Below are 11,660 nucleotides of genomic sequence, written 5' to 3'. Positions count from 1 at the left end.
CTCCCACCGGGCGATACGCGTGCTAAGGAGCCCGCGATGAGCGACATGATCACGGCGGACCTGGTCGATCTCGACCTGTCCGCCGACACCAAGGAAGCGGCGGCGCGAGCCCTCGCCGAGCGCATGGTGGCCCTGGGCCGGGTGACCGACCTGGACGGCTTCCTCGCCGATGTGGCAGCCCGCGAGGCCCAGATGCCGACCGGCCTCGACGGCGGCATCGGCATCCCGCACTGCCGCAGCGCGCACGTCACCGAGCCGACGCTCGCCTTCGGCCGCAGCGCCTCCGGCATCGACTTCGGAGCCCCGGACGGCCCTGCCGACCTGATCTTCCTGATCGCCGCGCCGGCCGGTGCGGACGACGCCCATCTGACGATCCTGTCGTCGCTGGCCCGGCAGCTGATGAACAGCGAGTTCACCGACGCCCTGCGCGCGGTGGGCGACGCGCCCGCCGCGGCGGCCCTGATCCGCGGCGACGAGCCCGAAGCACCCGCACCCGCGGGTTCCGAGGACACCGTGGCGTCGGCGGGAGCGGCCTCTCCCGCCGCCGCCACGGTCACCGACGACACCGCCCCCGCCGAGGAGCGGCCGTTCCGGATCGTCGCCGTCACCTCCTGCCCCACCGGCATCGCCCACACCTACATGGCGGCCGAGTCCCTGGAGAACGCCGGCCGCGAAGCGGGCGTGGAACTCACCGTCGAGCCCCAGGGCTCGGCCGGTTTCACCCGGCTCGACCCGCAGGTCATCGCGGCGGCGGACGCCGTGATCTTCGCCCACGACGTGCCCGTACGGGAGAAGGAGCGGTTTGCCGGCAAGGCCACCGTCGACGTCGGGGTGAAGGCGGGCATCAACCGCCCCGCCGAACTCATCGCCGAGGTCCGCGAGAAGGCGGCGCGCGGCGAGGTCACGTCCGGTTCCGCCCCGGCCTCCCCGGTGGACCGCGCGGGCGACTCCGGCGAGGGCTACGGCACCAAGCTGCGCAAGTGGCTGATGTCCGGCGTCAGTTACATGGTGCCGTTCGTCGCCGCGGGCGGTCTGCTCATCGCCCTCGGGTTCGCGATCGGCGGCTACAAGATCAACAAGGCTCCGTCGGTGATGGACCACTTCCTGTGGACCCAGGCCGACAGCTGGGCGGCCCTGCTCTTCCAGATCGGCGGCGTCGCCTTCGGCTTCCTCGTGCCGGTCCTGGCCGGCTACATCGCCTACGGCATGGCCGACCGGCCCGGCATCGTGCCCGGCTTCGTCGGCGGCATGATCGCGTTCAACATCAACGCCGGCTTCCTCGGCGGCCTGGCGGCCGGTCTGATCGCCGGCGGCGTGGTGATGGCGATCCAGAAGGTGAACGTCCCGGCGGCACTGCGCGGCATCATGCCCGTGGTGGTGATCCCGCTGATCTCCTCGGCGATCGTCGGGTTCCTGATGTTCGTGGTCATCGGCAAGCCCATCGCCGAGGCCCAGAAGGGCATGACCGACTGGCTGAACGGCCTGTCCGGCAGCAACGCCATCCTGCTCGGCACCCTTCTCGGCCTGATGATGTGCTTCGACCTCGGCGGCCCGGTCAACAAGGTCGCCTACACCTTCGCCACGGCCGGTATCGCGGTGGCCAGCCCCAGCGACTCGGCGATGAAGATCATGGCCGCGGTGATGGCGGCCGGCATGGTCCCGCCGCTGGCCATGGCCCTGGCGACGACCGTGCGCGGCAAGCTCTTCACCCAGACCGAGCGTGAGAACGGCAAGGCCGCCTGGGTGCTCGGCGCCTCCTTCATCTCCGAGGGCGCGATCCCGTTCGCCGCGGCCGACCCGCTGCGCGTCATCCCGGCCTCCATGGCCGGCGGCGCGGTCACCGGAGCCCTGTCGATGGCCTTCGGCGCCACGCTGCGCGCCCCGCACGGCGGCATCTTCGTGGTCCCGCTGATCGGCAACGCGTTCCTCTATCTGGTCGCCATCGCCGCGGGCGTCTGCGTCACGACGGCCCTGGTGATCGTCCTCAAGGGCCTGCGCAAGCCGGTCGAGGGTGCCGCGGCGGCGTCCGGCGAGGACGGCGCGGCACGGGCGGCGGAGAGGAAGCAGCCCGTAGCGGCGTGAAGCGGCTGGAGGTTCGCCCCTTTCGAGGCGTGTGAACCGTTCATGCCACCTGCGAGATAGATCACGAAAGTCACGGCCCGGGACCGAAGTCCCGGGCCGTGGTGTCTACTGGGGCGCATGCCCGAGCACATCTCCCGATGGCCCGAAGGCCACCCGCTCCCCGCCCTCCCGCAACAGCGGCAGTCGGGCTCCCGGTCGGAGTCCGTGGAGCTGACCACCGAGGAGAGAGCCGCCTTCGCCGAGCTGGTGCGCCAACTGGGCGACAGGGGCGTCCAGTAGAAGTCGGCCCGCCTCAGGAGTGTTGCGACGCCCGCCGCTCCATCGCATCGCGCGCCGCGTCCTCGCTGGCGTACACCTCGCACATGTGCCGCCCGTCCGGCGTCGCCGTGTGTTCGACCTCCCAGAGGGAGACCTCCTCGCCGTCGCGCAGCAGGAACGCGTGCTCGTAGAGCGAGAAGCCCAGGCCCGCCCGGCCCGCGCGGCACGGGCGGCCGAACGCCTGGGTGATCAGGTGCCCCGACGCGGTGGCCAGCCGGGCCGCCGTGTCCGCGCCCGGCCGGTCCGCGTTCTCCGCCCGGCGCAGTAAACGGCGAGCGTGGTCCGCGGAGTCCTCCGCGGCGTACGCGTGCTGGGGAGTGGGGACGGGTGACAGCTGGACCGTCACCGGCAGTTCGAAGTCCGGGGTGTCCGGCGGGAGCGGCAGCCGCAGGGTGGCGGCGCGCAGCTCCTCCTCGTCGACGTACACCTCGTGCTGCGGTTCGCTGCCCGGCGCGGTGTTGTGGACGAGCTCCCAGAGCGTGAGCGCCGAGCCGTCGGCGAGCAGCCACGTGTGCCGGTACGTCTCCCGGTGCAGGCCCGCGCTGTGGTGCGCGGAGTGCAGCGAACCGTCGTGCGCCAGCGCGCAGTCCAGGCGCCTTATCGCCTCGTCCGGTAGCTCGAAGGAGTTCAGGGCGCGGCCGAGGAGTCGCGCGAGGTGCTCCTCCGGAGTCTCGGGCGAGTCGTGGGGTTCGTACGCTGCCGTCTCGTACGGAACGCTCAAGGTTTCTCCCGGCGTTGCTGCATGTCACCTTGTGGGTGCATACGGTAGCCCCTCGGTCGGACATCATGTCCGGGAACCGAGAAAACGTACGTCCGGGAAAACGCACGGGCCGCGCGAAAAGTTCCCGCGCGGCCCGGTCGGTCCGTCAAAAACCCCAGTTGGGGCGATTTTTCAGGGGGCCTCCCCTCCCGGTCAGGAAGTGCTGCCCGCAACCCACTGGCTCCACGGCATGTTCCAGCCGTTGAGCCCGTTGTCCGGCGCCACCGTCTTGTCGGGGGAGTTCTTCACGATCACCACGTCCCCGATGAGGGAGTTGTCGTAGAACCACTTGGCCGGCGTGGCTCCGCCCGCGCCCTGGACGTCGGCGAGACCGACGCAGCCGTGGCTGGTGCCCTGGCGGCCGAACGGCGGGTTGCCCTTGTTGTACCAGTAGTTGCCGTGGAGGAACGTGCCCGACGTCGTCAGGCGCATCGCGTGCGGCACGTCCGGGATGTCGTACTCCCCGCCCAGCCCGACCGTCCGGCTGTTCATCCGGGTCTGCACGAACTTCTCGGAGATCACCATCTGCCCGTTGTACGTGGTGTGCTCCGGGCCGCCCGCCGAGATCGGGATCGTCTTGACGGTCCTGCCGTCCCGGACGACCGTCATGGTCTGGGTCCTGGCGTCGACTGTGGAGACCTGCGAACGGCCCACCGTGAAGGTGACCGTCTTCTTCTGCACGCCGTAGACGCCGTTCGCGCCCTCGACCCCGTCCAGGTCGATCTTCATCGTGACCTTGGAGCCTGCCTTCCAGTACTCCTCGGGCCGGAAGTCGAGCCGCTGCCCGTTGAACCAGTGCCCGACGACCTTCTGCCCGCTGCTGGAGGAGACCGTGATGCGCGACTGCACGGCCTTCCGGTCGGTGATGGCCTTGTCGAAGGTGAACGACACCGGCATGCCCACGCCGACCGTCGTGCCGTTGTCCGGCGTGTACGTCCCGATGAAGCTGTTCGACGTCGTCACCGTCGTGAAGATGGAGTTGGCCGCGGCCGTCCGGCCGTCCGCGTCCTTGGCGGTCGCCGATATCTGGTACTTCGTCCCGCGTTCCAGCTGCTCCTTCGGCTTCCACACCTTGCCGTCGGCGGAGACCGAACCCGCCACCGTCTGGCCGCTGCCCGCCACCGTCATCTTCACGTCCGTCAGCTTCCCGTCGCTGACCTTGACGCCGGTGGCGTTGATGGACGCGCCGGTCGACCCGTCCTTCGCCGAGATGGCGATCTTCGCGACGGACGTCTTGGGGTCGCCCTTGCCGCCCTTCTCGTCGTCCTTGGCGTTGGCGCTGCCCCCGCAGGCGGTGAGCGTCAGGGCGCCGACCATCAGGGCGGCACAGGCCCCCAGAGTGCGCCGCGCTGAAATGTTCGGCGTTGTCACGGGCTGCTCCCAGTTCGTGTGATGTTGCGTGATCCGCTCCGGTACGTGAGGGAGGAGGGGTCGGGGAGCCGGTCGGGTTCCGTCCGTTCCCCATGAAGGCCGTCACGTGACAGAACCGCGACAAAGTCCGGTTCGGCTGTGGATCCGCTGTGCCCGCAGGCCTGTTCAGCCGCCCGCGTACAGCTCCCCGTACGACGGCCACGCCCCGCCCGGACCGTCCACCGGGTGCGCCGCCCGCACGGCCCGGACGATCGCGCGCGTCACCATGTCCGCACCCGCCGCGAGGATCTCGTTCAGCGCGAGCGGGTCCGCGGAGTCCAGGGCCCGGTCGCCCGTCGCCAGCGCGAACACCGTGTCCCCGTCATTGAGCAGATGCACAGGACGCACCGCACGGGCGATGCCGTCGTGCGCCGTACCGGCCAGCTTCTGCGCCTGCGCCTTGGACAGGTCCGCGTCCGTGGCGACCACCGCGAGCGTCGTGTTGAGCGGGGGCTGCGCATTCCTCGCGGCAGCCTCGGCAAGGCGCTGCCGCGCCCGCGCGCGCACCTCCTCCGCCGGGTACTCCACCCGCCCCTGGAACAACTCCCCGTACAGCACCCCCGTTTCCGGATCCACCGCCGATCCCGCGGCATTGGCCACGACCAGGGCGGCCACCGTGATCCCCGAGCCGAGCACCGTGCTCGCGCTGCCGACACCGCCCTTCAGTACCCCGGCCACCGCTCCCGTGCCCGCCCCCACGCACCCCTGGGGCACCGGCGCGCCGGGCTCGGCCGCCGCGGCGGCCTCGACCGCGGCCCGGCCGGTCGCCGCGTCCGGCCGGGCCCGGAAGTCTCCGCCCCGCCCCAGGTCGAAGACACAGGCGGCGGGCACCACCGGCACGACCTGCCCCGCTTCCGGCCCGACGCGGATCCCGCGCCCCCGCTTCTCCAGCCAGGCCATGACCCCCGAAGCGGCGTCGAGCCCGTACGCGCTGCCGCCGGTCAGCACGACCGCCTCCACCTTCCGCACCACGTTGCGCGGATCCAGCGCGTCCGTCTCCTTGGTGCCGGGCCCGCCGCCCCGCACGTCCACGGCGGCCACGGCCCCGCCCTCCGGGGCGAGCACGACCGTGGTGCCGGTGAGCCAACCGTTGCCGGTGCGCGTCGCGTGTCCCACACGCAGACCGGAGACATCCGTCAGTGCGTCAACTGTCATGGGACACAGTCTCGACCGCGGCCGGCTCCGGCGGGCGGACCGGGCCGGTGGCTGCCGCGTCGGCCGGTTGACCTACGCACGGACCGGCTCGCGGACAGGACCGTGGGGCGGCTCGTGGGTCCGGTTGTGGACCGGATCGTGGGGCGGTCCGTGGGTTTGGCTGTGGGGCGGGTCGTGGGGCGGCTCGTGGGTCTGGTTGTGGACCGGGTCGTGGGGCGGTCCGTGGGTCCGGTTGCGGACCGGGTCGTCGAGCGGCCCGTGGACCCGGTTGCGGACCGGGTCGTGGAGCGGATCGCGCCGGATCGTGGACGCCTTCACCCGGTCCGCGTCGCCGGCCCGCTCTCCCGGGCGGCCGGGCGCGTGGCCAGGGTCTCTCCGGCCGCCACCGACAGCGCGCAGACCACTCCCGCCGCGAACACCGCCCAGTGGCCCAGGAACGTGCAGCAGATCACCAGCAGGGCCGTCGTCGGCAGCACCAGCTGCTGGGTGACGCCCCGCTTGAAGTGGCGCGAGTGCAGGGCCCACACCGTGAGCAGGTACAGGGCCGTCGGCAGTGTCACCGCGGCCGACGCCGCCAGCGTGGAGATGTGCGCCTTGCCGACCGTCTGCTCCACCGCCACCTCCAGCCCGGCCCCGATCGCCGCCGCCGAGGCGAAGACCAGGTAGTGGCCGTAGCCCCACAGGAACGCCTGGCGGTTGGTCCGCAGATGGCCGTGGATGGGCACCACGAAGTAGATCCACCACGCGGCGAAGATGACCAGAAGCCCGCCCGCCGCGATGGGCAGGAGCTCGCCCAGCGCGTCGTTCTCGTCGATGCCGGACTTCACCGCGATCGTGGCCGCCGCGATCGTCTCGCCGAGCACGATGATGGTGAACAACCCGTACCGCTCCGCGATGTGGCGGGGGTGCCAGGGCGTGGAGTGGTCCCTCTCCGCGAAGGGCGGCACACACATCTCCAGCAGCGCCATCACCAGGAACCACCAGGGCCGGGCCCCCTCGGGCAGGAACAGCAGCCCCAGCCAGCCGACCTGGCACGCCAGCACGCCGCCGGCGTACCGCAGAGCGGTCGTACGCTCCGGGCCCCCGGCGGCGTGGGCCGCCCGCAGCCACTGGGCCGCCAAGGCCACCCGCATGATCGCGTAGCCGAGCCAGACCACGAGGTACTCGTGGTCCTCGAACGCCCGCGAGACCCCCGCCGCGAGGACCAGCACACCGGCGATCTGCACCAGCGTGACGACTCGGTAGAGGACGTCGTCGTTGTCGTAGGCCGAGGCGAACCAGGTGAAGTTCATCCACGCCCACCACAGGGCGAAGAACACCATCGCGTAGTCGAGGATGCCCTGGCCCGCGTGCCCCTCGGCGACGGAGTGCACCAGCTCGATGCCCGCCTGGGCGACCGCCACGACGAAGCACAGGTCGAAGAAGAGCTCCAGGGGCGAGGCCGTCCGGTGCGCCTCGTCGCGGCCACGGGCCCGAAGCCTGCGCAGCGCCCCCCTGCTGCCGGGCCGGCGCGAGGGGACGGGCGGGGGAGCGGGGCTGGACGTCATGCGTCCCAGCAGAGCAGAAGGCACGGGTAATTTCTCCGCGACCGTACCCTGGTTGCATGAGTACCGTCCCCGGCCCCGAGCCGCGCGAGCCGAAGCCCGCGCTGGTCTTCGACGACCCGCTCGACCAGCAGTCCTCCGACGACACCGACCGAGGCTGGGGCGAGCGCACCGACTCCGGCGGCAGTGCGGCGGACCTCAAGCGCTTCCTCGACGAGAAGCCGCCCCACCACCTCTGAAGCCGTCGGGCTACTCCCGGTCGTGCCCCGAGCCGCGCTGGGCGAGCAGGGCGTCCCGGATCTCCTTCAGGACCTCCAGCTCGGTCACCTCGAGGACCTCCTGGGTGCTCTCCTTGGCCTTGCGGCGTGCTTCCTGCCGGGCGAGGTACTTCGCCATGGGAAGGACCATCAGGAAGTAGACGACCGCCGCGGTGATCACGAAGCTCAGGGCGGCGCCGAGGACGGAACCCCACAGGATCTGGATACCCTGCTCGCCCTCGCAGGTCGAGCTCAGGCACGAGCTGTAGTGGTCGAGGTTCTTGGTCCCGATGGCGCCGACGACCGGGTTGATGATCCCCTTCACCACGGCGTTGACGATGTTGGTGAAGGCGGCACCGATCACCACCGCCACCGCCAGATCGACGACGTTCCCGCGCATCAGGAAGGCCCGGAAGCCCTCCCAGACACTCGGCTCCTTCTTCTCGCTCACCTGGGGGCCTCTCCTCGTACGAGCAGCTTGTAGAGCAGCGTGTGGAACAAAACGCTCCGCAACCTACGTCACCGTTGGGCCGAACCGGGCAACCAGGTCCCTCGAACGAGGACCTTGACGAAATCATGCACGTGATCACCACAGCGTCACCGCCAACCGCCCGGTGCCGCTCGCGCCGGCCAGCCGGGCGGCCGTGGCCCGTGGCACCGACAGCACGACCAGCGCCCCGCTGTCACCCGTGCCCTCCAGCGGCTCCGGCACCTTCGCCACCCTGGCGCCGCGCGCGACCACCCGGGCATCGCCGCCCGGCACCGCCCCCTCGGCGGCGATGACGTCGACCCGGTCGCCGGGCCGCAGCAGTCGTACGGTGGCCGCGTCGGCGATCCGGACCGGGGCCGTCACCGACCCGGCGGTGCGGCGCGGGTGCGCGGGATGCTCCCCGGACACCGGGGCCGTCTGCGCGGGAGGCCGCGCCCGGGGATGGCCGCGAGCCCCGTCGCCCTCGCGCGGGCCCGCCGACACGAGGGCCGTGGCGGTGACCGCGAGCCCCACGGCCACGGCCCGCCGCCGGTGCCGGACGAACCGGCCGGACCGGTGCCCGCCGCGCACCCGTACCGGATCGAACCGCGGCACCTCACGGGTCGCGGGCACCTCCGCCCCGGGCGGGCACGCGGCGAGCGACCAGGAGGGAGACGAGGGCACGACCGAGGAACGAGCGAGGGACACGGAGACCACCACCTGCGACGAGGGACCGGCTTGCGCTCCCCACGATGAGGCCTCTCGCCACCCCCCGCTCAGGCCTGTGGATCCACCGCCGGCCTGTGGACAACTCCCTCACCCGAACGGCGACTTCCGCCCCCCAAGCTCCTACAGCCGACCCCCTACGGCAGTACGAACCCCGGGTCCATCCCACCCAGCGCGCTCACACACAAACAGTCCCGCTCACCCTCCGCGGGCAGCCCGGCCACCGCGTCGAACAGCACCCCGCGCAGCCGGTCCACATTCGCCGCGAACACCCGCAGCACCTCGTCGTGCGAGACGCCCTCGCCCGTCTCGGCGCCCGCGTCGAGGTCGGTGACGAGGGTCAGCGACGTGTAGCAGAGCTCCAGCTCCCGGGCGAGCGCCGCCTCGGGGTGGCCGGTCATGCCCACCACCGACCAGCCCTGCGCCTGGTGCCACAGCGATTCCGCACGCGTCGAGAAGCGCGGCCCCTCGACCACGACCAGCGTGCCGCCGTCCACCGGCTCCCAGTCCCGGCCGCGGGCCGCCTTCAGCGCGACGGCCCTCCCGGCGGGGCAGTAGGGGTCGGCCAGCGACACGTGCACCACGTTCGGCACGGAGCCGTCGGGCAGCGGCAGCCCGTCGAAGTAGCTGTTGGCGCGGGATTTTGTGCGGTCCACCAGCTGGTCCGGCACCAGCAGGGTGCCCGGCCCGTACTCGGGGCGCAGGCCGCCCACGGCGCACGGGGCCAGGACCTGGCGCACGCCGACCGAGCGCAGTGCCCACAGGTTGGCCCGGTAGTTGATCCGGTGCGGCGGCAGGTGGTGACCCCGTCCGTGCCGAGGCAGGAAGGCGACCCGCCGGCCGGCGACGTCACCGAGGAAGAGGGAGTCGCTGGGCGGCCCGTACGGGGTGTCGACCTGGATCTCGGTCACGTCGTCGAGGAAGGAGTAGAACCCCGAGCCGCCGATGACGCCGATCCCGGCGCCTTCCTGGTCCGCCACGTTCGCCTTGTTCGCCATGTCCGCACCCTAACCGCATGCGCGAACGCCGAGGACCCCGTCGCCCGAGGGCGACAGGGTCCCGTAAGAATCAGGCCTTACGCGGCGGTGGTGCTGCTGCTGGAGGAGCTGCTGCTGCTCGACGACGAACTCGAGGCGGAGCTCGACGAGCCGGAGTCGGAGGACGACGAGCCCGAGGACGCGGAGCTCGACGACTTCGCCGCCGGGGAGCTGCTCGACGAGGAGCCGCGGCTGTCGTTCCGGTAGAAGCCGGAACCCTTGAAGACAATGCCGACCGCCGAGAACACCTTCTTCAGGCGGCCCTTGCAGCTGGGGCACTCGGTGAGGGCGTCGTCGGTGAACTTCTGCACCGCCTCGAGGCCTTCGCCGCACTCGGTGCACTGGTACTGGTAGGTCGGCACTGTCTTCCTCCTGGCACTCTCACTCGATGAGTGCTAACGACGATCCATAGTGACGTATTCCGGCCGCTCAGTCCACTGCCACCGGCACGCGGTGACCCACGCCACGCGCGACGGTCCGCCCGCCCGCCCGCGCCGCCAGCCGGGAGCGCAGCGCCAGGAGGGTCGCCAGGGCCATCACCGTGCCGCCCATCGGCACCAGGAAACCGGCTCCCGACCAGAAGCGGTCCTCCAGCTGTCCGGCGGCCGTGACGGCGGCGGCCTGGCCGAGCGCGACCGCCCCGGTCAGCCAGGTGAAGGCCTCGGTGCGGGCACCCGCCGGGACCAGGCTGTCGACCAGGGTGTAGCCGGTGATCAGGGCAGGCGCGATGCACATGCCGACCAGCAGGCCGAGGCCGGCGAGGACCGGCACGGAGTGGGCGGCCCACAGGCCGGACGCGGCCAGGGCGAGCGCCGCGTAGCCGATGACCAGGCGCCGCTGCGGGGCCGCCTTCCAGGCGATCGCGCCGCAGACCACGCCGGAGAGCATGTTGCCCGCGGCGAAGACGCCGTAGAGGACGCCGTTCAGACCCGGTTCTCCGATCGACTCGGTGAACGCGGCCAGGGAGACCTGCATGCCGCCGAAGACCGTGCCGATGCCCAGGAAGGTCACGATCAGCACGCGCACCCCGGGGACGCGCAGCGCCGAAGCGTGCTCCACGCGCGCGTGCCCGCCGGTGGCGACCGAGGGCTGCGTGCTCTTCTGCGCGGCGAACAGCAGGCCTCCGATCAGGGTCAGCGAGGCTTCCGTGACGAGTCCGGCGGCCGGGTCGACGGCCGTGCACAGGGCGGTGGCCAGCAGCGGTCCGACCACGAAGGTCAGTTCGTCCGTGACGGACTCGAAGGCCGCGGCGGTGGTCATCAGCGGCGAGTCCTTGAGCTTCACGCCCCAGCGGGCCCGCACCATCGGGCCGACCTGGGGCACCGAGGCGCCGGTCGGGACGGCCGCGGCGAACACCGCCCACAGGGGCGCGTCGAGCAGCGCGAGCGCGGTCAGCGTCAGACCGGACACCGCGTGCAGCAGCACTCCGGGGACCAGCACGGCGCGCTGCCCGTAGCGGTCGGCGAGACGGCCGCTGTAGGGCGCGAACAGGGCCATGGAGACGCCGGTGACGGCCGCGGCGGCGCCCGCCGCTCCGTACGAGCCGGTGGTGTGCTGCACCAGCAGCACGATGGAGATGGTCAGCATCGCGAACGGCTGGCGTGCCGCGAAGCCGGGGAGCAGGAACGTCCAGGCGCCGCGGGTGCGCAGCAGCCGGCCGTATCCCGGTCGGGCGGAAGCCGTCGGGTTCTCCGACGCCTTCGAGGTGACCGTGGACGCCACGGCCCGTGCCTTTCTGCCGCCTGGTAGCGCGGCCCCGTAGCGGGCGGCGCCGAGAGCTGTCCTCTTGCGCGGAACTGCGGTAGATGCCGGGGCCCGGTGAGGAGGGGTGTCCCGACCGCCATACGGTCGCGCCAGCTCTGCGTCAGGCAGAGTTGGTTCGATCTGGGTAACGCCTTCATC

General features: G+C 71.9%; 12 protein-coding genes. 3 read left to right on the top strand and 9 right to left on the bottom strand.

Annotated features, from left to right (window positions below; all coding sequences use genetic code 11):
- Positions 1–36: 36 nt before the first annotated feature.
- Together GTY56_RS38120 and GTY56_RS40215 are read left to right on the top strand one after the other, a co-directional pair.
- Positions 37–2,082, top strand: a complete 2,046-nt coding sequence (locus GTY56_RS38120; protein ID WP_161369831.1) for a PTS fructose transporter subunit IIABC — start codon at positions 37–39, stop codon at positions 2,080–2,082.
- Positions 2,083–2,199: 117 nt separating this feature from the next.
- Positions 2,200–2,361 carry a hypothetical protein gene (locus tag GTY56_RS40215; protein ID WP_202511275.1) on the top strand — a complete coding sequence of 54 codons (162 nt, stop codon included), beginning with the start codon at positions 2,200–2,202 and terminating at the stop codon, positions 2,359–2,361.
- Between the two features lie 13 nt (positions 2,362–2,374).
- Here GTY56_RS40215 and GTY56_RS38115 read toward each other — a convergent pair whose 3' ends face one another.
- The 4 genes from GTY56_RS38115 to GTY56_RS38095 form a co-directional block, all read right to left on the bottom strand.
- Entirely contained in the window at positions 2,375–3,121 is a 747-nt protein-coding gene (locus tag GTY56_RS38115) for a DUF6227 family protein (RefSeq protein ID WP_161369830.1), read from the bottom strand.
- A 192-nt stretch (positions 3,122–3,313) separates the two neighbouring features.
- A complete protein-coding gene (locus tag GTY56_RS38110) occupies positions 3,314–4,531 on the bottom strand; it encodes a L,D-transpeptidase (protein WP_346345673.1) in 1,218 nt (405 codons plus the stop codon).
- A 165-nt stretch (positions 4,532–4,696) separates the two neighbouring features.
- Positions 4,697–5,725 (bottom strand): P1 family peptidase, encoded by a 1,029-nt coding sequence (locus GTY56_RS38105; protein WP_161369829.1) that lies wholly within the window; start codon positions 5,723–5,725, stop codon positions 4,697–4,699.
- 314 nt (positions 5,726–6,039) lie between these two features.
- Positions 6,040–7,272: a low temperature requirement protein A gene (locus GTY56_RS38095; protein ID WP_161369828.1), complete on the bottom strand. Its 1,233-nt coding sequence runs from the start codon at positions 7,270–7,272 to the stop codon at positions 6,040–6,042.
- A 56-nt stretch (positions 7,273–7,328) separates the two neighbouring features.
- Between GTY56_RS38095 and GTY56_RS38090 the strand changes: the two genes are divergently transcribed.
- Positions 7,329–7,508: a hypothetical protein gene (locus GTY56_RS38090; protein WP_030845027.1), complete on the top strand. Its 180-nt coding sequence runs from the start codon at positions 7,329–7,331 to the stop codon at positions 7,506–7,508.
- A 10-nt stretch (positions 7,509–7,518) separates the two neighbouring features.
- On the opposite strand, the gene mscL is transcribed toward GTY56_RS38090, so the two are convergent.
- The 5 genes from mscL to GTY56_RS38065 form a co-directional block, all read right to left on the bottom strand.
- On the bottom strand, positions 7,519–7,977 hold the full coding sequence (gene mscL / locus GTY56_RS38085; protein ID WP_161369827.1) for a large conductance mechanosensitive channel protein MscL: 459 nt from the start codon (positions 7,975–7,977) through the stop codon (positions 7,519–7,521).
- Positions 7,978–8,112: 135 nt separating this feature from the next.
- Positions 8,113–8,703 (bottom strand): hypothetical protein, encoded by a 591-nt coding sequence (locus GTY56_RS38080; protein WP_524540184.1) that lies wholly within the window; start codon positions 8,701–8,703, stop codon positions 8,113–8,115.
- Positions 8,704–8,858: 155 nt separating this feature from the next.
- Positions 8,859–9,719: an S-methyl-5'-thioadenosine phosphorylase gene (locus GTY56_RS38075; RefSeq protein WP_161369826.1), complete on the bottom strand. Its 861-nt coding sequence runs from the start codon at positions 9,717–9,719 to the stop codon at positions 8,859–8,861.
- A gap of 77 nt (positions 9,720–9,796) precedes the next feature.
- Entirely contained in the window at positions 9,797–10,120 is a 324-nt protein-coding gene (locus GTY56_RS41460; RefSeq protein ID WP_161369825.1) for an FmdB family zinc ribbon protein, read from the bottom strand.
- 67 nt (positions 10,121–10,187) lie between these two features.
- On the bottom strand, positions 10,188–11,480 hold the full coding sequence (locus GTY56_RS38065; RefSeq protein WP_161369824.1) for an MFS transporter: 1,293 nt from the start codon (positions 11,478–11,480) through the stop codon (positions 10,188–10,190).
- Positions 11,481–11,660 lie beyond the last annotated feature (180 nt).

Source organism: Streptomyces sp. SID5643 (assembly GCF_009872555.1).
Classification (GTDB): domain Bacteria; phylum Actinomycetota; class Actinomycetes; order Streptomycetales; family Streptomycetaceae; genus Streptomyces; species Streptomyces iakyrus.
The sequence above is the reverse complement of the archived record's forward strand: the minus strand, read 5'-3'. Positions and strand labels throughout refer to the sequence as shown.

Bases quoted from the DNA above. Each gene is read 5' to 3' on its own strand.
- GTY56_RS38105 (WP_161369829.1), bottom strand. From the start codon at position 5,725: ATGACAGTTGACGCACTGACGGATGTCTCCGGTCTGCGTGTGGGACAC.
- GTY56_RS38120 (WP_161369831.1), top strand. From the start codon at position 37: ATGAGCGACATGATCACGGCGGACCTGGTCGATCTCGACCTGTCCGCC.
- GTY56_RS40215 (WP_202511275.1), top strand. From the start codon at position 2,200: ATGCCCGAGCACATCTCCCGATGGCCCGAAGGCCACCCGCTCCCCGCC.
- GTY56_RS38095 (WP_161369828.1), bottom strand. From the start codon at position 7,272: ATGACGTCCAGCCCCGCTCCCCCGCCCGTCCCCTCGCGCCGGCCCGGC.
- GTY56_RS38075 (WP_161369826.1), bottom strand. From the start codon at position 9,719: ATGGCGAACAAGGCGAACGTGGCGGACCAGGAAGGCGCCGGGATCGGC.
- GTY56_RS38090 (WP_030845027.1), top strand. From the start codon at position 7,329: ATGAGTACCGTCCCCGGCCCCGAGCCGCGCGAGCCGAAGCCCGCGCTG.